Raw genomic sequence first — 22,787 nt, forward strand, 5'->3', positions numbered from 1 at the left:
GTGATGAGCTTTTTTAACACACTCAAAGAACAAACCCGAGAAGCACAGCAAAGCATGCTAAGTGCACCGATTTTTAAAGCTTGTGAACGCGGAGAAATAGACCTAGACACTTACATCGCCTTTTTGACCCAAGCTTTTCACCATGTGAAGCACACAGTACCGCTACTAATGGCGTGCGGTGGTCGCTTGGATGCCGAGCATGAGTGGGTACGCGAAGCATTGGCAGAATACATCGACGAAGAAAAAGGCCATCACGAATGGATTCTTAACGACATTAACGCCTGTGGAGCAAACGCTGAGCTGGTTCGTCACAACCAAGGCGATGGACGCATTGGTGAGGCTATCGAGCTAATGGTAGCTTATCTTTACCACCAAATTGATCGCCAAAACCCTATGGCACTGTTTGGCATGGTTTGGGTGTTAGAAGGCACCAGCGTCGGTGTGGGTGGAGACATTGCGCAATTGGTTAAACATAAGCTGAACCTACCCGACGACGCTTTGACTTATCTCACGTCTCACAGTGTGCTTGATCAAGACCATATTCAGTTTTTTGAATCCTTAATGGATAAAGTAACGGACACCGATGATCAACAAGCCATCATCGACTCGGCCAATATTGTCTTCAAACTGTATGGTCAAATGCTGTTAAGCCTTTCTGAACCCCGTTTGTCCGATGTGGCTTAGGAGGCAATATGCAACTAAAAGATAAATACGTACTGCTGACTGGCGCTTCAGGTGGCATCGGCCAAGCCATTGCACTCTCGCTAGCAAAAAAAGGCGCAAAGCTGTTATTGGTTGCTCGCCATGCCGATAGATTAAAGGCTCTGATCGACACGTTACCCAATCCAAGTGAGCATCAATATTTGTGTGCAGACCTAACCACCCCAGAAGGGATGACGTTACTGCGTAACAAATCGATAGAATACTTACAGCACAACAATAAGTTCAGTGTGGTGATCAACAACGCGGGCACCAACCAATTTCGCTTTCTGGCGCAGCGCGACCAAGCCTCTATCCAACATGAGATAGAGCTTAACTTAACCACTCCAATTCTCGTCACACAGAGCGCACTCACGTGGTTAGAACGCCCAGGAATCATACTCAATATCGGCTCAACCTTTGGCTCCATTGGTTATCCTGGTTACTCCACGTATTGTGCATCGAAAGCTGGCTTACACCGTTTCAGCGAAGCGATGGACAGAGAGCTAGACGGCGCCGGAATCCGTGTGCTTTACCTTGCTCCGCGCGCCACCAACACCGAGTTAAACAGCCAACTTGTGACACAAATGAACCAAACTCTCGGCAACCGTTGCGACAAACCACAAGTGGTGGCTAACCATGTCGTGAAAATGCTGACGAAAGAAATTTCAGCCAAATGGATCGGATGGCCAGAAAAGCTCTTTGCTCGAATTAACCAGTTGTTGCCCAACTTGGTCACTAACTCCATTCGTAAGCAACAAGAAACCATCCATAGATTTATAAAACAAGCGGAAAAATAGAGGTAACTGTGATGAAAACCCTTTCAACCATGAGTCTCGCCATCGGTGCAATCATCGCCAGCAGCCAAGCATTCGCTGCGGTTCCTACACTAGAGAGCGTGCAAAAAGAGTGGGCAAACTGCCAATATCAAGTTCAAGACAGCGACGAAAAAGAAAGCTGTTTTGAAGTCACCATTATGCACACATCGCAAGCTTTGCATGTTAGCCCAAACGACCCTGAGCTGACGGTATGGATGGCAATCAACAAAGCCTCTTTAGCGGGCGCAAAAGGCGGCTTAGGTGCCCTATCACTAGCAAAAGAATCCAAAGCATTGTTAGAAAAAGTGATTGATACAGCGCCCAAAACATTGGATGGCTCTGCCTATACCAGCTTGGGTTCGTTATACTACAAAGTACCTGGATGGCCACTAGGGTTCGGGGATGATGATAAAGCAGAAGAGATGCTCAAAAAAGCACTTGAGATTAACCCTAATGGCATAGACCCAAACTATTTCTATGGTGACTTCCTCGCAGAAGACGGACGAAAAAGCGAAGCGGTCCGATACTTAACCAAAGCGCAAAAAGCCGCGCCACGACCAGGTCGACCGCTTGCCGATAAAGGCCGTCAACAAGAGATAGCACAAAAACTTAAGAGCCTAAAATAAGAATGCGAATACTTTTGGTTGAAGATGATAACTTGCTCGGTCAATCCATGGTGACGTCACTCAGTCGTCATGGATTTACCGTCGACTGGTTAACCAATGGCGGCGGTGTGAATGCCGCCTTAAAGGCCGAGCAATTTACCGCAGTAATACTCGATTTAACCCTGCCCGATATCGATGGACTAGAAGTACTAAAGAGATTGCGTAACGCAGGCTTCCATTTACCAGTGATGATATTGACCGCACGCGACGACATTCAAGACCGCGTAAAAGGCCTAGATGGCGGCGCGGATGAATACATCGGTAAACCTTTTGCCCTTGAAGAGTTATTGGCTCGCCTTAGAGTGTTGATTCGCCGACAATCTGGTAGTGCTAACCAGCAAATTTGTGTGGGTGACTTAGCCCTATCACTTTCTGAGCAAGTCATCACTTTCCAACAAGCACCACTTAAGCTCACCCGCAAAGAATTTAAATTACTTGCCAGCCTAATGACCAATGCAGGTAGAGTAATGAGCAAAGAACAACTCGCCCAATCATTACACGGCTGGGAAGACTGTACCAACGACAACAGTATTGAGGTACACATTCACAACTTGCGTAAGAAAGTGCCGAACATGCTAATCAAAAATATACGCGGTGTGGGGTACATCATTGAAAAGTAATACGACCTACTCTATCAAGCGTCGGCTGATTGGTGTGGTCATCATCCTGTCTATCACGATGATCACGCTTTCGTTGTACTTTAGCCTTCAATTCGCCAAACATGAAACACAAGAAGTGTACGACGCGAGGCTTGGGCAAACCGCCAAGTTGTTTTCTTTAACCACCTCTTCTTTTCACGCCGATTTGACCGACCCTGCTATTCGTCGCCAATTTGAATTATGGATGGGTCACATTCGTCAGTTATCAGGCTCAGATGACGACCAAGACACTCCCTACGGCCACCCCTATGAGCAAAATATCATTTTCCAGTTTTACCAAACGGGCCAGCTGATATGGAGCTCGAACAAAGAAATTGACGCTCTGTCTCCATCTCCCGTTTTTGCTGGTTTTGGTGACCAAAGCACCACAGGCGGAGAGTGGCGGATTTTTCAGCTGCGCACCTCAGATAAAGATTATATTTTGGTCGCGGAAAAACAGAGTATCCGCCAAGAGATCATTGACGAAGTGGCCCTTTCAACCGTGATCCCTCAGCTTGTTTTGCTGCCTTTATTTATCATTATTCTTATCTATTTTATCGGTAAAAGTTTCCGCCCTATTTCCGAGTTAAGAACCGCCATTTCTCAGCGCAGTATTCAAAAACTGGATCATATCTACGTCGCGAACCAAACACTGGAGCTTTCTCCACTTGTCGATACCCTAAACCAGTTACTCGAACAACTCGATCTGGCTTGGCAGCGAGAAAAGCGCTTTACTCGTATGGCTGCCCACGAGATTAAAACGCCGTTAACCATCTTGCGACTGAATGCAGAAAATGCCCTTCATAGCCAAGATAAGTCACAGCTAGAGCAAGACTTGTCCAATCTTCTGCAAGGTATTGACCGTACAGACCGCATCCTGCACCAGCTGTTAACCTTGGCCAGAGTAGACAGCATTACTAGCCTAGAGCGTTCCACCGTTGAGCTATCTAGCCTGCTTCAATCCGTCTTATCCGATCTGGTTCAGTTGGCACTGCGGAACGATCAACAACTCAGTTTAGATGGAGATACAGGCGAGATTCTGGGAGACGAAATTTTGTTAGGGCTGCTGTTCCGTAATCTAATTGATAATGCCATTCGCTACTCTGGAGAAGGCAGCCAGATTGATGTTCGCCTTGTGGAATCGGATATGTATTACGAGGTGTTTGTTTCTGATACAGGGCCAAACATCAGCGATGAAGCACGCGAAAAGCTATTTGATAACTTCTACCGCGCCAATACGGAAAAAGGCGACGGCGCAGGGCTTGGCATGTCTATTGCTCGTGATATTGCCTTACTGCATAACGCGACTATCGAGTTGCTGCCGAGAAGTGAAAATAAGAACACCTTTCGGGTTCGCTTTAAGCGATAATTAAGCGGCAAACCTAAAAAGCGCTTGGATGACTCCAAGCGCTTTTTGTTATCTATCCTAGGTAATACCGATATTGAAAATGTCACACACCCGCCGTGACATTCTTACAAAAGAGCTTTGTGAGTGATTAAGCCATAGCGACCTGAATCACTAACATTAGTGCACCGAAACTCAAAACGAAAACGACCATTGGCCAAACAAATTTTAGCCATTTGTTATACGACATACCGAGCATCTGCAAAGTCGCTAGCACTAGTCCAGTCGGAGTTAAGTACAACATTGCATACTGCCCCCAGTTATACGCAGAAACCACTATTTCGCGTGGAATACCAACTGTATCTGCCAACGGTGCCATAATCGGCATAGACAATACCGCAAGGCCTGATGAAGATGGAACGATAAAACCAAGCAGTGCGAATACGAGCATTTGGGCAACGATAAATACACTCCCCTCCATACCAGATACAAAATCAGAGGCTGCGAAAAGAATAGTATCGGAGATCATGCCCTGTTCAAGCACCAGATTGACTCCTCTGGCAAGCCCTATAATCAGGGATACACCAACCAATTCAGATGCGCCTTTAGTAAAGGATTCCACAAGCGTTTTCTCTGAAAGACCAGATATAATCATAATAACGATGGTAATTGCCAAGAAAGAAGCCGCCATAGTTGGGAACCACCATCCGCCAACGGATACGCCCCAAATCATTAATGGAAATGCCAATATAAACAGAGCCAGAATAAGCTTACGACGTGGAGTAAACGGAAGCTCATGATTCATGTCCACATCACTCATGTAGCGGGCTTCAAACTCTTCATGATCAGCGTATGTATAAGAGAAGCTAGGATCAGCTTTAACCTTTTTACAATACCAGTACATGTAAGCGCTTAATGCAGCAAAGCCAACAATCAAGCCAATGACCCGGAACTCAATGCCTGCTGTAAAGGGGATACCTGCAGCATTTGACGCAATAACCACAGAAAATGGGTTAATTGTTGAGAATGTTGAGCCCATAGATCCGGCCATAAAGATCGCCCCTACACACACGATAGAGTCATAGCCTAATGAAAGAAATATAGGAACTAATATAGGGTAAAACGCCACAGCCTCTTCTTCCAGGCCACAAGTTGTCCCGCCAAGCGCCATGACAAAACATACTGAAAATATGAGGCCAAATTCACGGCCTTTACTTTTCTTAGACAGTGCAATAAGCCCTGAGTTAAACGCCCCGGTTGCATTTACAACACCGATCATACCGCCTAAGACAAGGATAAATACGATGACATCGGCACCTTCTATTGTCCCTTCAACCATACTCTTAGTGACATCTCCAATGCCTTTATGGACAGGAATAACACGCTCATATGTGTCTGGAACGGCAATAGGTTTACGGATAATGCCACCAGTAAACTGGTCTATTTTTATATTGACACCGAGCTTGTCCAGTTCCTCCTGTGTTGCAGCTAAAGTCGTAACATCACCAGAAGGGGTTGCCATAGACAACATTCCTGACTCGGCGCTATAAGTGAGTTTTGAATACGCGCCCGCAGGGATCATCCATGTGCAGGCAACAGCCAGCAAAGTAATGATAAACAAAATAGTAAAAGCGCTAGGAAAGTTTTTAAATCTTAGACGTGGGAGTACTACGCTTGTCATAACATTTCTCCATTTCGTTACCCGGCACTAACTAACAGTGCCGAGCTAAAATCTAAATAGTCGCCTAGTGTGGCAACCATCACCGCTTTAATGGTGTGCATGCGGTTTTCTGCATTCATCATTGTGAATGCGGCAGGCAGTGCATAAAATTCAAAAAGGATTGTCTGTCTCCTTAATGGCATCCATATGTAAATGGTAACGCCTCATCATATTGACTCTCTCATCCCTGATGGCGTAATTTTTCTATTCCTAAGTATTTTGCTTTTTAGATCTGATGATAAATCCAGAAGGTGCTGAATTTCACGTGGAGTAAGATCGAGTAATTTAAATAAATTTCGGTTACGTAAATTAAAATCCATTTTAATTTCTTTTTATTCCATAAAATTAAACTTCAATTAGGACTTAGTGTATTTTCAAGTTAAACACCTGTTGAATTAATATACTCCTAATAATTTTATTTAATTTGATGATATTCACAAATTCCATTTAACTACCCATTATTAACAATAAAGATAATACAACCCAATGTTATTTATAATTTTATATACACAAACCCATTAACCTCTCATCATTAAAAACAAGATAAAAATGAATGATTATCTAGTGACAATAGATATAAAACAGAAGAATAATAAAATTAAAAATCAATAAATATGCGATTAATAAAACTCAACATTAATGCAATTTTAAGTTTTATATTTGTAGTATAAAAAACAGTCATCACCCAAAAATAAAACTGGAGATGTAAATTATGAGTAGCTCTTCGAGTAAACATATAAGAATGGATAACAGTTACTTCATAGCTGCAATACTCAGCAATTGATGCACCTCTCAGATATGCTGGTTTTGTGTGTTTCTCCACGAAAAAACAAATTTTAAGGCTTTAAAATGACACGAGTTCAATAACAATTATTATGATTTCATGTCAAAAAACGTACAAAACGAAGCTATCACAAGAACAATACGTCATAAGATTCTCAATGAAGAAATTACCTCTCAAGCCCTACTCGTTTGCATATTGGAAGAAGAAGGTTTCGGCAAAATTCACCAGTCGATGGTCTCCCGCATTCTTACCAAGTTAGGGGCTGTTCGTGTACTCAATGAAGACAAAAAGTTGTTTTATCAAATCCCTCATCAGCTAGAAATGCCTTCCTCCAAAACTAACATTGAAGAAATGATTAATGATATCGATTTTAATCGTTTCTTTATAATTATAAAAACAACGCCTTCAGCTGCTGAACTTGTGGCCCGCCTCGTTGATTCTTTACGTTCTCAAATGGGGATCATGGGGATTGTCTCTGGTGATGACACTATTTTTGTCACTCCGACTGAAGAAGGCAATACGAAAGAACTTACCAGACAATTAGCACAGTTTTTTAGCTTCAATAGTAAGGCTTAACTTTATTGATACTCGGCCCTTCCAAACAATAGATTCGAATTCCGTACGTAATAGAACGCGACGACTCTGAGTAATGTATAAATAATGCATGATTTAAGTTGCTCCATCTGCCACTGAGTAATTAAGGAGACTCACGATGGGCAGATGCATGTTTCAGAAGTGCCAAATGTAACATTTCTGTATTACGGAGCTTAGGGAGGAGTCTATGCTTTATGATACTGGCTTTACCCGAATTGCCATTGTGGCTCATTGCAGGGAAAGCTCTTTAGTCCACAAAAACGGCTGGGTTACGATAAATACAGACAAGGAATCGAGATGGCTGACCCACATATCGAATCACCAATGGATCAATGGGATCACCTAATGGTCATCATTTACCGTTTAGGCTTTACCCTTGCATGCCCTGTTCTTGCACTTCTTCCTTGGAATCTCGGCTACCCCGTTGAAAACTTTGTATTCTTATCTGCTGCCATGTGTGCGTCATCACTGCATATCTATAGTAAACCAATCCGCCTATTACTTCAGTTTGCGACATGGGCAGGTCTACTATGCTTTGTGTTTGGTTTGCCTAATATAGCTATGGGCGGTGCTTTTATTACCTTGGGCGGGCTATGCTACAAAGAGTATTTCTGCTTCAAAGTTCCAGGACTGCGATTTCAGCCACTGATTCTGGCAGCGTTGTGGTTTTGTATGGTGTTTGATGCGGATATCGCAGCAAGACTACTTGCCACAATATCTGCTTTTCTTTTTCTTGTTACTAGTGTCTACAAATGGATAATGCCAAGACACTTCGATATCGGTGATAAAACGAAATATGACGTCTAGAGAAAACTCCCATGTGATATAGCAAGTTAAGATTGATCTATTTAGACTCTGCTAAGAGCGTCAGTATCTCGTTGAGCCTTAGGCGGAAAAACCTATTTTGCGTCTGCGTCGTCTGTTTGAGCTAAGATTAAGCAAGCAAACCAGATCACTGCCTTAGAAGCTTATGCAATACGTAATCAAATTAACATCTGCCTAAACGATGTAGACGATGGACGCCGAGAGTGAAGATATGAATAGCCTAGATATGCTCAGGGATACCAGCAAACATAACAATGCCATCGCGATGATTATGTCACAAACGTAGAGTGAGGATATAAATTATGACGCACATACTCCCACAAGATGCTGCCGTAGATTTACTAGAATCTGTATTTGGTGTAGGCGAAATAGAACCAATGAATAACCCTCTAACGATTAACTTCTCTCCTAAATCAACCGCAGCCACGGGATTGGATATGCAAGTTATCTCATTTACCATCGACCCCCATGGCCAATGCGTAAAATCCAATATTGTTGCCGATTACCAGCAAAAACCTGTCGAAAGAGAAATAGACAGTGCCAACTTTGAGTTAGATCTTAAAAACAAACGACTGATGTTTTTTAACACCCCCATCACTAGCCCTGCCGATTTTGAAGCGGTTTATATTGAGAAGTTAATAAATACCTAAGCCTCACAACCTAACATTGAGGCACACAGACAAAACGGTGAAGGGAGTACTTTCGATGATAAGCCGACTCCATGTGTAGAGCCATTCTTATAGAATATATTAGGAGCAAGGCGCGATTGTATTTCTTCGGAGGTCGCCCCTTGTTGCTCCCGCAAGACAACAGATGGCTGCACAGTTGGAGAGGAAATATTAACCAACCAACGAATGATGTCGTAATAGAAAATGAATGAGGGAGATACTTACCCTCATTCACGTAAAGGCGATTATATTACAGAACCTTAGATAAGAATTTCTTTAACCTCGCGTTAGTCGGGTTATCAAAAAATCGACTAGGACTGTCCGACACTAGTAGCTCTCCATCTTCCATAAACAGCACTCTATCTGCCACTTCTTTTGCAAAGCCCATTTCATGTGTCACTACAACCATCGTCATACCATCCTTGGCTAGATCTTTCATTACATCCAACACCTCCCCTACCATTTCAGGGTCAAGGGCTGAGGTCGGCTCATCAAACAACATGATATTTGGCTTCATCGCAAGTGCACGTGCGATCGCTACACGCTGCTGCTGACCACCAGACAAATGATTGGGGTAATTATCCATCCTCTCCGAAAGACCAACCTTATAAAGTAAATCTTTTGCCTCTTCTTCGACGGATTTAGCGTCTCGTTTCGATACTTTTAGTGGCGCAAGCATAACGTTCCCTAAGGCCGTTTTATGCGGAAAAAGATTAAAACCTTGAAAGACCATACCAACATCTGCACGCAGCTTATTAATATCCGTCTTTCTGTCATACATGTTAATGCCATCCACGATAATAGAACCGCTATTTATCGTCTCTAGCTGATTAATTGTTCTAAGGAAAGTTGATTTGCCAGAACCCGATGGGCCTACAATCACAATCACCTCTCCTTGTTCAACATCTACTGATACATCCTTCAGAGCGTGACAGCCATTAGGGTAAATTTTGTTGACTTTTTTTGCTGAAATAATGTGTTCCATTAACGACTCCAATTAATCACTTGCTGCCAGTTTCTTTTCTAACATTTGTATTGCCCAAGACAATACGCTGGTTAAAAGTAAATAGAGCGCCGCTACAGTAAACCACACTTCAAAAGGCGCGAAGCTGCTACTGACTACTTCTCTTCCCGCTTTGGTTAGATCGGTAATAGAGATAACAGAAACTAAGGATGAATCTTTGATCAGGTTGATAAACTGCCCTGCTAAAGGAGGCAATGTTTGCTTAAACGCTTGTGGCAAAATTACGTAAATCATCGCTTGGGGGTAATTCATACCTAATGAACGCGCTGCTTCCATTTGTCCTTTAGGAATAGATTGAATACCAGACCGCACAATCTCAGCCACATATGCAGCAGTAAATACAGATAGAGCAATAACACCAGCAGTAAAACGCTCTAGATCAAGCACGGTGCCGATAAAGAAGTAAACAATAAAAATTTGCACTAAGAGAGGCGTTCCGCGAATAACCTCGATGTAGGCAATAGATAACTTTTTTAGAGCTGGATTACTCGATATTCGCATTAAACCTATCACTAGGCCCAACGCTAAAGCGATCATCAGAGACCAAACTGAAATTTCGATAGTGGTAATCACCCCATCGAGAATAGGTCCAATACGCCACTCTTTTACTGTCGCCAGCGTATCTCCTTCAAAAATCAGGTCACCCTCGTAAACATTAACCGATTTATAGTTCCCTAGTTGAAGGACAACATCACCGTGGATACTTTCAAGCGCAAGCTGGTTATTCCCATCGAGAATTATATTGCCATCTACAGGTGCTGTAATTGATGAGTCGGCGTTAGTAGCGATGTAAGGGAGTACACGTTCCCAATTCCAGTTGTAATCAATTCGCTTCCCTGAAATATATACAAGACCGCAAATTGATAGCAAAACAAGAACAAAAACAGCATTCCATAAAAGGGATTTAAGATTATTTTGCATGTGATTCCGAGAATTACTTTTGAACAAACTTGGTTGGATGTATAGGGTATGGCGCAAGTTAGCTTCATAAGCCTAGTTACATTACTGCGCAATGATTCAACACTGAAGCTAACCCGCCCATCTAATATAGAAAATTGAGGTTAATTAACCTGCTTTAACCATTTATCGTCGTTAAACCACTTGTCGTAAATGCGTTCATACGTTCCATCACCTTTGATTTGACGTAGGTAGTTATTTAGGAAATTGATGGTGTCGTGGTTACCTTGAGGTACAGCCCAACCAAGAGGTTCATAAGTAAATGGTTCAGACAAGTGTATTAACTGACCTTGATTTTCCGCCGTGTAGATTGAGTTGTATGGGAAATCATAAACCAAGGCATCCACTTTACCATTCGCAACCTCAAGTACTGCTTCTGATTGTGTTTCGTACAGATTTTGTTTTGCTTTTGGTAGATAGCGCTTAGAAGCTTGTTCACCCGTTGTCCCTAGCTTGGTTGCAACAACATAATCAGAATTATTGAGGTCACGGTAACTAGATATTTTGCCTTTGTGTTTAGGATTAACAAGAATTGATTGGCCGATGACCACATAAGGGTCAGAGAAATTAACCTGGGTATTACGCATTGGTGTGATGGTCATCCCCGCCATAATCATGTGACACTTGCCTGTTAACAGCGTAGGAATAATGCCGTCCCAAGAAGTGTTTACCGGTACAAACTTTACACCCATAGCACGTGCCATTTGCTTACCTAAGTCGATATCAAACCCGATGTACTGGCCATTTTTTGCTGTCATTTCAAAAGGCATATAACCGGAATCAAAGCAGACTTTTAATTCCCCAGAGTTTTTAATGTCATTTAAAATTTGGTCAGCCATCGCTGTCGTTGAAACCGTTAACCCCAGTGCAGCAATACACAATAACTTTTTCATGGATATTCCTTTATCGTTATTTGTTAAAGTTTTTTTATACACGACCGAGGAATAAAAAACCACATAAAATGACTTTTTAACCAAATTAAGCTTAAAAGTTGCATTAAACTGAATGAAACACATAAAAACAAGAAGGGAATCATTACAAATGACGCTGGGTTAATACAAAATTTTAACTTAATTTAACAATGTCGTATATGGAAATACCTGTTGTCAGAAAGGTAACACGCCAAGATGAGTAATGTTGCATATCATCCTCGTAAGCCCAATTCCTTCACGAGGTAGTAATGGAACAAATTAATTTACCCCGATATCTGATATGTAGCTTCGCCTTTGTGTTGCTTTATCCTACGGCAATAGATCTCTACTTGGTTGCTTTACCACAAATCGCCAATGACCTGTCTGCGAGCGAATCACAACTTCATATTGCCTTTTCTATTTACCTCGCTGGTCTAGCATCGACGATGGTTTTTGTTGGGCGAGCTGCTGATTGTTTTGGACGCAAACCTGTTGCCATTTGCGGTGCAGTGATTTTTACCCTTGCATCAATGTTCGCGGGCTCTGCTGAGACCAGTAATAGCTTCCTAATAATGCGCTTCTTCCAAGGTGTAGGTGCCGCATGTTGCTACGTAGTGGCCTTCGCCATTTTGCGCGACACTTTAGGTGAGCAAAAGCGAGCTAAGGTTCTATCGATGCTCAATGGAATTATCTGTTCTATCCCAGTACTTGCCCCCGTGATCGGCAATCTGATTATGATCAAGTTTCCGTGGCCCGTGTTATTCACTGCCATGGCGATGATGGGTATTGCGATAGGCTTAATTGCTTGCTTTGTCTTAAAAGAAACCTTGCCTAAAACCAAGCGCACACTTTTAGATATGAGTGAAGATTCGAACGAATCACTATATAACCGTTTTTTTATATCGCGCGTTATTTATACATCTTTAGGCGTCACAGCGATTCTCTCTTATGTAAATACGTCACCAATGATAATAATGGATTCGATTGGCTTTACTCGAGGCGATTACTCAACCACGATGGCACTACTCGCAATGGTAGGTATGGCAACATCGTTTTCAGTCCCATTTGCTCTGTCTTACTTCAAACAAACCACATTGATGTTCGCTGCACAAATGACCAATTTTTTGTCGGCTATCGTTATTCTCGCGGCTCACTTGAATAGCGATAGTCCGACACTTTATATGGTAGGGTTCACTCTGCTCAGCATGAGTTTCCCTATGGGGTTTGGTGTGGCGATGAGTCAAGCGTTAAGCCAATTCTCACGCAAAGCTGGACTTGCAAGCTCTATGCTTGGCATAGGTCAGGTTTCTTGGTCTGCACTTTACATTTGGTTGATGGCGACGTTAGGTGTGTCGGCTGTGATGATGTTAATGATAGCGTTGGTTGCTAGTAGCGTTATTGGACTCTCCATAATATTATTATTTCCAAATCAGAACGTTAGTGAGCCTCATGAAGAAATCTCTTGCCCGACTTGATCTTAATTTACTGCTCACTCTGCAATTGCTACTGCAAGAGCAGAGTGTTACTAAAACGGCGAAAAAACTTAATGTAACTCCCTCAACCGTGAGTAAGTCTTTAGGCAAATTGCGCGCTTGGTTTGATGACCCGCTTTTTGTGAATACGCCGCAAGGCCTAAAGCCAACAAATCTCGCGACAAACGTGCAAGTGCTTTTGTCAGACTGGATGCAGATCGGTAACCTGATTGTTTCACACCGAGGTGATGATGCGCCAAGCGGAGTGAAATTTCATCTTGGAGTCGAGTCGCCATTATCACTCATCATGGTCGATGAGCTGACCAAACGAATCCATGATTTTTATCCAGACTCAACGGTGAAGTTCCATAACTGGGATTACGACTCGTTAGACGCCATTACCAGCGGTGAAGTGGATATTGGTTTTACTGGCCGTGAAAGCCATCCTCGCTCCAAAGAGTCGTTAGATCTGCTCCCGTATTTCATTAATTTCGAAGTTCTGTTCACGGATTTACCTATGGTGTATGTCCGAAAAGATCATCCTGCGCTCAAGCAAGAGTGGAATTTGGATACTTTCTTAAGTTATGCCCACATTAATGTGGCATGGGAGAAGAATGACAGTTGGGCATTGGATGATATCTTGGCTGAGCAGGGACACACCCGAAAAATTAGCCTAACGATGGCGAGTTTCGAACAAGCTTTGTTTGTTGCAGAAAAGCCCGATCATCAAATGTTAACCACAGCACCAAAGTATTGTCAGCGATACTGCGAACAGCTCCACCCCAACTTAATGGCATTACCTATCCCCATTGCGGAAGATTGTCAGCATAAGCTACTGATTCCATTTACTATGATTTGGCACAAGCGCAATAACCAGAATCCTAAAATCATGTGGTTGAGGGAGACGATAAAGAGCCTGTATGGTGCAAGTTGAACGAAGCGAAAAGCTATTCACTCGCTGCAATATGGAAAATTAGACCTCACTTCTTAATGTTCTAATCCAATTGTTTTAGAGTATGCCTCCTATAAATCGATTCAACTAAGCAGTGAATTTATGCAAAAAAACTCTGACCTTATCCATCAGGCCAATCGCGAAGCATGTTGGGCGATACTCCTTGCTCTGGGCTATTTTGCCTGGTGGTATTGTGGAGCCTATGTTTTCTCAGCTCCACAACACGAACTGCAACTCCCTCAGTTGTACTGGGGTATGCCACTGTGGTTTGTATTGTCATGCGTACTTGGCCCAATCCTTTTTACCGTGCTATGCGCACTAATGGTTAAATACCTTTATAAGGATATCCCTCTCGATAAATACGACGATGAACACTATGAATAGCCAGCTTATTATTCCTTTATGCATTTACCTTTTCGCGGTTTTCGCTCTGGCATTCCTGACTCGCCGTTATCACAAGCCGGGGAACTTTCTGACCGAATACTTCGTAGGAAGCCGCAGTATGGGGGGATTTGTCCTCGCAATGACGCTGGCAGCAACCTATGCGAGCGCCAGTAGCTTTATCGGTGGACCGGGAGCGGCGTATAAAATGGGACTAGGTTGGGTATTACTGGCCATGATCCAGCTACCTGCTACCTGGTTGACTCTGGGCGTTCTGGGGAAAAAATTTGCTATAGAAGCAAGACGCCATAACGCTCTGACGATCAATGATATGTTATATGCCCGTTTTAAGAGCCGAAAAGTCGTGATCTTCTCTTCACTTGCTCTGCTTCTGGCCTTCTTCGGAACGATGGTAGTGCAATTTGTTGGTGGAGCCCGTTTGTTACAGACCGTGCTTGGGATCAGCTACCAGCATGGGTTACTGTTATTCGCCTGTACGGTCGGCATATACACGACTATTGGTGGTTTTCGGGCCGTTGTTTTGACCGACACCGTTCAGGGGGTGATGATGCTCATCGGTACCGTCGTTCTGCTGGCCGGTGTTATTCACGCAGGGGGGAGTCTGGAAAATCTAGTCACCAAGCTTCACTCTATTGACCCTGCTCTGGTGACACCCTATGGTCCGAATAATTTCCTCAGCCAGCCGTTTATCCTGAGCTTTTGGGTTCTGGTCTGTTTTGGCGTGATAGGGTTACCGCAGGCTGCCGTCCGATGCATTTCATACAAAGACAGCCGTTCTCTCCATAAAGGTATGGTGATCAGTACAATTATGATTGCATTACTGATGTTCGGGACTCACCTGACCGGAGCCTTAGGGAGAGCGATCGTGCCAGAGATAGCCAGCCCGGATCAAATCATGCCAACACTGATGATGACGGTTCTGCCGCCGATGTTTGCCGGAATCTTTCTGGCAGGGCCAATGGCAGCCATTATGTCGACTATTGATTCACAGTTGATTCAGGCATCATCAACACTGCTGAAAGACCTTTATATTAACTATATCAATCCTCAGATCGTTGAAGACCGAAGTGCAGACAGTAAACTGAACCGCATCTCACTGTGGACGACGGCTATTTTCGCCAGCCTAGTTTTCGTTGCAGCGACGAATCCCCCAGATATGATTATCTGGCTGAACCTTGTGGCATTGGGAGGTTTACAGGCCGTATTTTTATGGCCTCTGGTCTTTGGTTTGTACTGGTCAAAAGCCTCTGCTACCGGCGCATTTAGCTCCATGGTCATTGGGCTTGGTGTATACATCAGCTTAGTTTGGTTCAAGCCCGATATGGCTGGTGTTCACCCCATCGTCCCGACGATGATTACGGGCATGTTTGCTTTTGTTATCGGCAGCTTATTAAAGCCTAATAACTCTAAAAACAAAGAGTTAGTATCCGTTAATTAAAAGAAAGGGCGATAGTTGATATCAGCTAATTTTCACACAACTAAAAGTATGTCAAATCACTACCCGGTTAGGTGATATATCAATAAGGCGTCACTTCGAATGGGCCATACGCTCATCAGTCAGACTGACTGATGAGCGATCAAGCTTGATGATGTTTTACTCAGCCACTTTAACCCTTCACGCTTAGCTAGCCCCTGAGTGCTTTGCTGCTCAATAAACGAAACGACAGCGTAGGCGTTGGTTTTCGAGAATTTTCGCAGTGCCCAGCCTATCGATTTAACCACGGCGCTTTTTGGCATTGCTCTTTTAGTAGAGATAAAAAGCCAGTGACTCGCGCTGACCTCTCATGCGCAGCAGAACTCACGAGGGCAACAATATCGGCATTTGGAAGCTCGTAATCAGGCAATAATCGCACTAATTTACCAGCATCAATCTGTGACTGAATATCCCATTCAGATCGCATGATGATCCCTAAGTCTCTTAAGGCCCAGTCTTTAATCACTCTGCCCTCATTACTTGCAAGTGAAGGACGAATTCGAACATTTTCTATGGCTCCTGAGACTGTATGAGTAAAGCTCCACAACGTGACATCTTCATTATTTTCTCTCAACGCAATACATTGATGCTTCTTAAGATCTTGCGGAGTTTCAGGCTGTCCATAACGTGATAAATACTCCGGCGAAGCGCAAACAAAGCGCTTGTTTGGGGCTAAACTCACCATCTTAAGGCTGGAATCCGCCAGGTGACCAATGTAGATGATAATGTCCCATTTATGATGGTTGGCCCAGTTTGGCTTATCTGATAACTCTAGCTCCACTTCTAGGCGCGGATGAGCTTTTTTATACTCACCTAACAAAGGGGCTATCACATCGTTGCCAAAGCCAAGGGGCGCCAATACTCTTAGACGACCACTGACATCCCCTCTGCTTTCATTGAGTTTATCGGTGAGTTCATCCAAATCCTCAAGGATAGAACTACCTGTATCGACTAAAACGCGCCCTTCTTCTGTTAAGCTAACTATGCGCGAAGGCCGTTGAAGTAACTTAAGCGATAGCTTCTTTTCGATATGTTGAATACGCTGAGTGACTGATGGAGGCGTTATATTGAGCGCACGAGCCGCATCTGCCAATGTCCTATGGTTAGAAACTACCACAAGAAATCGAATATCTTCTGTCGTTAACATTAACTTCCAACCTAATGTATAAGTAGATTTTTGTTAATATAATTCAACTTTTTCCTACTTCATAATCATTTCATCAATAGTTAATTTCACTTTGCAAGCTTAGGTAAATGAAATGATTAAGCATACAGAACACCCTAATTTAGAAAAACAATACAATGCTATTGGCACACCATTTCTCTATTTGGACAAACAAAAATTTTTGAGCAACCTTACTCAAATGCGCAGCCGTATGTCGAAACTAGGCACACCACTAAGGCCCCACTTTAAGACAGTAAAATCGTTAGATGCGCTTCCTTACTTAATTGACTCTATAGAGGACCCAATCACTGTATCCACCCTTGAGGAAGCAGAACAGCTTGCCAGTTATGGTTGTAAAAACATTCTCTATGCTGTTGGCATATCAAAAGAAAAGCTATTGCGAGTCGAACTGCTACTGAAACGCGGTATAAGTATTGTGGTTTTACTTGATAGCATGGAACAAGTCGATTTCGTTAACACCTACTGTCAAGAACGTGGGTATGTCATTAGCTGCCTGATAGAGATTGATTGCGACGGACACCGAGGTGGTGTAAGTGCAGATTCCGAAGCTCTAATTGCAATGGCTAAGAGCTTAGATAAGGGGTTGGCCGATTTTAAAGGGGTGATGCTCCACGCAGGCGAGTCTTACCACTGTAAGTCTCGAGAAGCGTTAAACCAATCCGCCAGTAATGAAGTAGCGATAGCACAACTTGCAGCGAAACGCCTCGAGTCGGTTGGGATTTACTGCGATATAGTCAGCGTGGGGTCTACCCCGACGGCATGTTCATACACAAACACAAGTGGAATTACCGAGGTCAGAGCTGGCGTCTATTCATTGTTTGATTTGGTGATGCATCAGCTTGGAGTGTGTACCTTAAACGATATCGCAATCTCAGTAGTAAGTAGTGTTATTGGACACAACAAATCAAGGGGACAAATATTTGTTGATGCTGGTTGGATGGCTCTTTCTTTAGATAAAGGCCATGACGAACAATGTTATGGCATGGTTCTCCAACCGACTGGTCAAGAGAGTCAAATACTGAAAGTCGTGCAGGTAAATCAAGAGCACGGCATACTCGAAGCGGCTTCTGGAAGCGAGATCGACTTCGAATGTTTTCCCATTGGTTCTCGAGTACACATTGTCCCAAATCATGCATGCTCTACAAGCGCAATGCACCGTCAATACCATGTCTTTGACTTGGTCGAGGACCAAATTGAACAATGGCAACGTGTCTCAGGGTGGTAAACATGCTTTATTTAGATGAAAAAACAACAGCAGCATTAATTTCTCACGAACTGGCATACAACGCGGTCAAAGCGGCATTTTCCGCAGTACAAGATCAGCACTCATCAATATTTCCGGTCGTTAACGCATCAGGCCCGAGCGAAGGCTCAATGTTTTCACTCAAATCAGCATGCACAAACCAATTACTTGGTTGGAAAATGGGAAGCTATTGGCCTTACAATAACCAGTTTGGGCGACCAAACCATGGTACTCATATCTTTCTTCTTTCACCGCATACGGGGGAAATGAAAGCCATTTTGTCAGCAAGTTTGGTCAATGCCTACCGAACTGCAGCAGCTGATGCCATCGCTGTTGACCTGCTGGCGAGACAAGATTCATCTGTACTCGCGTTATTTGGCACAGGTCATCAAGCTAAATACGAAGCGCTTGCCATTTCAAAAGTTAGGAACCTATCTAAAGTCCTGATTGTTGGTAGAAATCAGACTAACGCCAACCAACTAGCGCAAGAGCTAAGCAATGAAGGTTTAACAACTGATATCAAGACTGCTCAAGAAGCCTGTGAAAGCGCAGATATTATTGTTACCGTCACAGCATCCACCGCCCCTTTGTTTGAATCATCGTGGGTAAAACCTGGAACTCATATTTCTGCAATGGGGGCAGATAAAATAGGAAAACAAGAGCTTCCGCCATCGCTATTTGAGAACGCCATCCTCTACTGTGATTATTTACCTCAATCAAAAACGATTGGTGAGTTCCAGCATGCACTAGATAAAGAGATCCATCAGATCGGTGACAAGCTTCAATTAAAAGAAAGGAACAAAAACGACATTACTATTTTTGATAGCTCAGGAATTGCCTATCAAGATCTTTATATTGCGCAAATAGTTTTAGATAAATACCTATCCGAGGAAGATAACCATGAATAACGTTAGCTTTTTAAAAGTAAACGGCAACATCATCGATGACATTATTGATCTCACGGTGGAAGAGTCTCAAAAACACCTCATTGCTAGCAATGCAGAGTGGCTTGCAGAGGCGAGTTTCAACGACGATAGTGTCAGTTACGGCATTTATTTAGACGACAAGCCAGCAGGGCTCATCTCTCTTATCGATCCAAGACTACTCGACAAGTTCGATGATCACTTTCAAAAGGATCATTTGTACGTGTGGCGTGTCATGATTGACCATCGTTTTCAAGGAAAGGAATTGGGAAATCAAGCGATTAACTTTAGTAAGCGATACGCTTCCATTATCGGTTTACAAGGCGTGTCCCTGACCACAATGGATAAAGAGGAAGGGAATGCTCTCCATATTTACCAAAAGCTCGGATTTATACCAACGGGTAGAAGACTTGATGATGAAATTGAATTAATTTTTAGCTTCAAGATATGATTTAATAATCGGTCTAGATGGTTCAATAAATTACTAATAATTAAGCCCTATGGTAAAACATGAAGTGATTATTTTAATCTTACAATCACTCATTAATTAACACGTAAAAATAAATTTTAATTTATCAATTTGGAGAACTAGTGAAAAATATACTTGTATATGCCATTTTTATTATTTTATTTTCAGGGTGTAATTATAAATATGAATCATACTCGGAATCATATACCTCAAAGATTATTAGAAACGTTGCTCTAGATATAGAATGTGTTAAAGCCTCTCTTGAGCAAAATTCTGAATTTGATCCAGTGACTAAGAGTGAAAACTCTCTGAGCACCAGTAGTTCGGATATTAATGTACAAGTAAACATGACAGAAAATGAATTGATCATTGTGTCTAAATACAAAACAGAGACTAAACAGGACAAGAACATTTATATTGTAAGTGCCCTTGGAAAGAGACTTGAACGCAGCATTATGAAAGATTGTGGTTATTAAAAGTAAACATCCACCGTCTAAGTAATTACATCCTTGCTTATGAATTTCATGATCTCTATCGGCTTGTGCTTTTATAATTAACCTTATTTATTGATAACATTCTCGTATAAGCTAGTAGATTCGAATCAATATGAATACGAGTGCAAATGTGTTACTGCTGATAAGTGGATATTAGTCAAATTCAAGTAGAGTAAATGTATTACTCCCATTCGATTTCGCAAGGCTAACAAGCTTTGAGGCAAAGGTGAGTCAGAGCAGATTGTTCTGACTCGTAACTGGACAAAAGTTGCCTAGAACGGCTGTCTAAACTTTACAAGTATCAACCCCAAGTTATACGTGATTATTCTATTACGTTCTTGTTCATTCGTATCAGCACTAAAAAACGGCGAGACCCTGAGCCTCGCCGCTTTTTTTAACACTAACTATCATTACGAAAGTTTAAACGTTGCCACCTTGTCAGTCAGTTCTTGTGCTTGCAGTTTCAGCTTGGTTGACTCTTGCGAGCTATCTTGAGTATTGACGACAAGCTCATCAGCTACATCTTTAATAGAGGTGATATTTTGCGTGATCTCACCTGTTACGTGTGTCTGCTCTTCCGCTGCTGTCGCAATTTGTGTTGCCATATCGCTGATCAACGAAACCGCTTCATGAATTTCACTCAACGCATTCGTTGCTTGGTCTGCGTCTGATACCGACGTGTTTGCCAAGTTAGAGCTGCTATCCATTAAGCTCACCGCTCGTGTTGTGATTTGCTGAAGTGTATCAATCGTCGCTTTGATCTCTTCTGTGGAGGCATGAGTGCGCTGTGACAGTACTCGAACTTCATCCGCTACCACGGCAAAACCGCGACCTTGCTCACCAGCGCGCGCTGCTTCGATTGCCGCGTTGAGGGCCAGCAGGTTCGTTTGCTCTGCAATACCTTGAATGGTCGAAAGGACAGTTGATATCTCTTGTGCGTGGCGATCCAACTCACTGATAACGGAGCTCGCTTCGGTAAGCTCCGTCGCCAAGCTGTTAATAGACCCCTTAGTACGTTGAACCAAAGACTGACCGTTATTCGTGCTCGTCGTTGAACCCTGCGCCGCCTCGGCTGTTTGCTCAGCATGAGAGGCGATCTCACGGGTAGCGCTCGCTAACTCTGTTACAGCCGTTGCGACCATAGTGATCTCTTGCTGCTGTTGATGGATGTCAGAAACGGCGTTGTTAGAACGCTGCGTGTTGTTATCTGACTGCTCATTGATGAGGTGTGCTTGCTCACGAATATGACCAATCAATTGTTGCAGGCTACCCACAAAGGTATTGAAGTTATTCGCCAAGCGGCCTACTTCATCGCCACTCTCCACTTCAATACGCTGAGTAAGATCACCACTACCATTAGCGATCTGCTCTAGCGCTTGAGAAACGTTATTTAACGGTCTAAATAAGATGCTACACAGCAGGTTGAACAGCAGTGTACAAATGACAACCACAATAGCTGTTGCTAACACTTGGCCCCATACCGCATCAAACAAAGGCGCTACCAAAGAACCGTAGTTGATAAGAGTTACTGTTGTTAATGCTGTTCCATCGATTTTCTGAGCATAAAGAACATACTCTTCACCTGCGATTGAAATGAACTCATCGTGACCACTGCGTGACGCGTTTTGAATGGTACTGAAATCTAACCCCAGTTGACTAACGGGTTGGTTAAGAAGCTTAGTATCTTTATGGGTAAAGATGTTGCCCTTCTCGTTGGCAATGAACATGTAGCCATCGCCTGGAAGGATCACTTTGTCCATGCTGTTAAGAATATCGGTGATCTCTACGTCCGCACCTAGCACCACTTGCTGACCATGTAGATTGAGCGCCTTACCCAGTGAAACAACGTTTGCGCCAGTAGCAGCGGCAACGGTTGGGTTATCCATAAAGACTTTGCTTGGGTCTGCGACAGCATTGATGTACCAACCCCACTTACGCGGATCATCATTCCCTGGTGGTAGTACAACGCCATTCGCATTCTCTTGACTACCGTCTGGATAAGCCAAGAATACGTTGTCGAAAGCAGCTGAGTGACTAACTTGTTTTAGGTGCGTAACAATTGCGGCTTTATCTACCTCCTGAGACAGCGAAGTCAACGCACGCTCTTTTGACAGTAACCAGTCAGTCACGTATTGATTGTAAGATGCCGTTGTACTCTCAAGGCGCTGTTCAACCTCTACATCCATACGGCTTAGAGAAGCGTTAAATGAAAGTGCTTCGACCAGTAGTCCCCCGACTATGATGGCAGTACTCGCTGAAATCGCGAGTTTGTTTTTAAGTGACAGTTTCTTAAACATTGGAAACCTTATTTAGTGTTATATTCAGTTTAAAATGGAGCAAGCGAAAAGTGGTGTAAATATAATTTCAAAGCGTGAATTAAATAATGACCGAAGTCTAGTTTTTAAAGTTGTCGCGCTCAAATATTCATAAAAATGTCACCAAACGGAATCCAATTCACAATATTTATGTTGTTGAGTAATCCTATAAACCTACCAATGATCTGCCGCATTGAACCCAGCTGCAT

The 22,787-nt window shown here is 43.0% G+C and carries 23 protein-coding genes and 1 pseudogene; 16 read left to right on the forward strand and 8 right to left on the reverse strand.

Features of this window, described 5'->3' with window-relative positions; all coding sequences use genetic code 11:
- The 5 genes from VNE01S_RS06685 to VNE01S_RS06705 are packed head-to-tail and all read left to right on the forward strand — an operon-like array spanning nt 1 to nt 4,189.
- On the forward strand, nt 1–684 hold the full coding sequence (locus tag VNE01S_RS06685) for an iron-containing redox enzyme family protein (protein WP_156309802.1): 684 nt from the start codon (nt 1–3) through the stop codon (nt 682–684).
- Nucleotides 685–692: 8 nt separating this feature from the next.
- On the forward strand, nt 693–1,499 hold the full coding sequence (locus VNE01S_RS06690) for an SDR family oxidoreductase (protein WP_053394699.1): 807 nt from the start codon (nt 693–695) through the stop codon (nt 1,497–1,499).
- 11 nt (nt 1,500–1,510) lie between these two features.
- Nucleotides 1,511–2,143, forward strand: a complete 633-nt coding sequence (locus tag VNE01S_RS06695; RefSeq protein ID WP_053394698.1) for a tetratricopeptide repeat protein — start codon at nt 1,511–1,513, stop codon at nt 2,141–2,143.
- Between the two features lie 2 nt (nt 2,144–2,145).
- Complete coding sequence (locus tag VNE01S_RS06700) at nt 2,146–2,802, forward strand: response regulator (RefSeq protein ID WP_053394697.1); 657 nt, start codon at nt 2,146–2,148, stop codon at nt 2,800–2,802.
- Nucleotides 2,792–4,189 (forward strand): ATP-binding protein, encoded by a 1,398-nt coding sequence (locus VNE01S_RS06705; RefSeq protein ID WP_053394696.1) that lies wholly within the window; start codon nt 2,792–2,794, stop codon nt 4,187–4,189. Before VNE01S_RS06700 ends, VNE01S_RS06705 begins: the two co-directional genes overlap by 11 nt.
- 127 nt (nt 4,190–4,316) lie before the next feature.
- On the opposite strand, the gene VNE01S_RS06710 is transcribed toward VNE01S_RS06705, so the two are convergent.
- Nucleotides 4,317–5,846: a YfcC family protein gene (locus tag VNE01S_RS06710; protein ID WP_053394695.1), complete on the reverse strand. Its 1,530-nt coding sequence runs from the start codon at nt 5,844–5,846 to the stop codon at nt 4,317–4,319.
- Between the two features lie 223 nt (nt 5,847–6,069).
- Nucleotides 6,070–6,205, reverse strand: a pseudogene (locus VNE01S_RS19770) (ornithine carbamoyltransferase); the annotation flags it as partial.
- A gap of 563 nt (nt 6,206–6,768) precedes the next feature.
- Here VNE01S_RS19770 and VNE01S_RS06715 point away from each other — a divergent pair.
- From VNE01S_RS06715 to VNE01S_RS06725, 3 genes are all read left to right on the forward strand, one after another.
- Nucleotides 6,769–7,245, forward strand: coding sequence for an arginine repressor (locus tag VNE01S_RS06715; RefSeq protein ID WP_053394694.1), 477 nt, complete (start codon nt 6,769–6,771; stop codon nt 7,243–7,245).
- Nucleotides 7,246–7,560: 315 nt separating this feature from the next.
- Nucleotides 7,561–8,070 carry a DUF2301 domain-containing membrane protein gene (locus VNE01S_RS06720; RefSeq protein WP_053394693.1) on the forward strand — a complete coding sequence of 170 codons (510 nt, stop codon included), beginning with the start codon at nt 7,561–7,563 and terminating at the stop codon, nt 8,068–8,070.
- 320 nt (nt 8,071–8,390) lie between these two features.
- The gene (locus tag VNE01S_RS06725) at nt 8,391–8,738 is read left to right on the forward strand and encodes a hypothetical protein (RefSeq protein WP_053394692.1); all 348 of its coding nucleotides are present in this window, start codon (nt 8,391–8,393) and stop codon (nt 8,736–8,738) included.
- Nucleotides 8,739–9,006: 268 nt separating this feature from the next.
- Here the strand turns inward: VNE01S_RS06725 and VNE01S_RS06730 are convergent, their stop codons facing one another.
- The 3 genes from VNE01S_RS06730 to VNE01S_RS06740 form a co-directional block, all read right to left on the reverse strand.
- The gene (locus tag VNE01S_RS06730; protein WP_217998398.1) at nt 9,007–9,741 is read right to left on the reverse strand and encodes an amino acid ABC transporter ATP-binding protein; all 735 of its coding nucleotides are present in this window, start codon (nt 9,739–9,741) and stop codon (nt 9,007–9,009) included.
- A 12-nt stretch (nt 9,742–9,753) separates the two neighbouring features.
- Nucleotides 9,754–10,701 (reverse strand): amino acid ABC transporter permease, encoded by a 948-nt coding sequence (locus VNE01S_RS06735; protein WP_053394691.1) that lies wholly within the window; start codon nt 10,699–10,701, stop codon nt 9,754–9,756.
- 140 nt (nt 10,702–10,841) lie between these two features.
- Entirely contained in the window at nt 10,842–11,630 is a 789-nt protein-coding gene (locus VNE01S_RS06740) for a transporter substrate-binding domain-containing protein (RefSeq protein WP_053394690.1), read from the reverse strand.
- 287 nt (nt 11,631–11,917) lie between these two features.
- Here VNE01S_RS06740 and VNE01S_RS06745 point away from each other — a divergent pair, with 287 nt between their 5' ends.
- The 4 genes from VNE01S_RS06745 to panF all read left to right on the forward strand — a co-directional run bounded on the left by VNE01S_RS06745 (nt 11,918) and on the right by panF (nt 15,912).
- Complete coding sequence (locus VNE01S_RS06745; RefSeq protein WP_053394689.1) at nt 11,918–13,123, forward strand: MFS transporter; 1,206 nt, start codon at nt 11,918–11,920, stop codon at nt 13,121–13,123.
- Complete coding sequence (yidZ, locus tag VNE01S_RS06750) at nt 13,098–14,054, forward strand: HTH-type transcriptional regulator YidZ (RefSeq protein ID WP_053394688.1); 957 nt, start codon at nt 13,098–13,100, stop codon at nt 14,052–14,054. Before VNE01S_RS06745 ends, yidZ begins: the two co-directional genes overlap by 26 nt.
- Before the next feature lie 120 nt (nt 14,055–14,174).
- The gene (locus tag VNE01S_RS06755) at nt 14,175–14,456 is read left to right on the forward strand and encodes a YhdT family protein (protein WP_053394687.1); all 282 of its coding nucleotides are present in this window, start codon (nt 14,175–14,177) and stop codon (nt 14,454–14,456) included.
- On the forward strand, nt 14,449–15,912 hold the full coding sequence (gene panF / locus VNE01S_RS06760) for a sodium/pantothenate symporter (protein ID WP_053394686.1): 1,464 nt from the start codon (nt 14,449–14,451) through the stop codon (nt 15,910–15,912). Before VNE01S_RS06755 ends, panF begins: the two co-directional genes overlap by 8 nt.
- 119 nt (nt 15,913–16,031) lie before the next feature.
- Here panF and VNE01S_RS06765 read toward each other — a convergent pair whose 3' ends face one another.
- A complete protein-coding gene (locus VNE01S_RS06765) occupies nt 16,032–16,211 on the reverse strand; it encodes a DNA alkylation repair protein (RefSeq protein WP_053394685.1) in 180 nt (59 codons plus the stop codon).
- Entirely contained in the window at nt 16,181–17,095 is a 915-nt protein-coding gene (locus VNE01S_RS06770) for a LysR family transcriptional regulator (protein WP_053394684.1), read from the reverse strand. Before VNE01S_RS06770 ends, VNE01S_RS06765 begins: the two co-directional genes overlap by 31 nt.
- Before the next feature lie 112 nt (nt 17,096–17,207).
- Between VNE01S_RS06770 and VNE01S_RS06775 the strand changes: the two genes are divergently transcribed.
- From VNE01S_RS06775 to VNE01S_RS06790, 4 genes are all read left to right on the forward strand, one after another.
- Nucleotides 17,208–18,359, forward strand: coding sequence for an alanine racemase (locus VNE01S_RS06775; RefSeq protein WP_053394683.1), 1,152 nt, complete (start codon nt 17,208–17,210; stop codon nt 18,357–18,359).
- A gap of 2 nt (nt 18,360–18,361) precedes the next feature.
- A complete protein-coding gene (locus tag VNE01S_RS06780) occupies nt 18,362–19,285 on the forward strand; it encodes an ornithine cyclodeaminase family protein (protein ID WP_053394682.1) in 924 nt (307 codons plus the stop codon).
- Nucleotides 19,278–19,751: a GNAT family N-acetyltransferase gene (locus VNE01S_RS06785; RefSeq protein WP_053394681.1), complete on the forward strand. Its 474-nt coding sequence runs from the start codon at nt 19,278–19,280 to the stop codon at nt 19,749–19,751. Before VNE01S_RS06780 ends, VNE01S_RS06785 begins: the two co-directional genes overlap by 8 nt.
- A 140-nt stretch (nt 19,752–19,891) precedes the next feature.
- On the forward strand, nt 19,892–20,245 hold the full coding sequence (locus VNE01S_RS06790) for a hypothetical protein (protein ID WP_053394680.1): 354 nt from the start codon (nt 19,892–19,894) through the stop codon (nt 20,243–20,245).
- A gap of 428 nt (nt 20,246–20,673) precedes the next feature.
- Here VNE01S_RS06790 and VNE01S_RS06795 read toward each other — a convergent pair whose 3' ends face one another.
- A complete protein-coding gene (locus VNE01S_RS06795; protein WP_053394679.1) occupies nt 20,674–22,560 on the reverse strand; it encodes a methyl-accepting chemotaxis protein in 1,887 nt (628 codons plus the stop codon).
- Between the last annotated feature and the right edge of the window lie 227 nt (nt 22,561–22,787).

This window comes from Vibrio nereis NBRC 15637, from assembly GCF_001591105.1.
Taxonomy (GTDB): Bacteria; Pseudomonadota; Gammaproteobacteria; order Enterobacterales; family Vibrionaceae; genus Vibrio; species Vibrio nereis.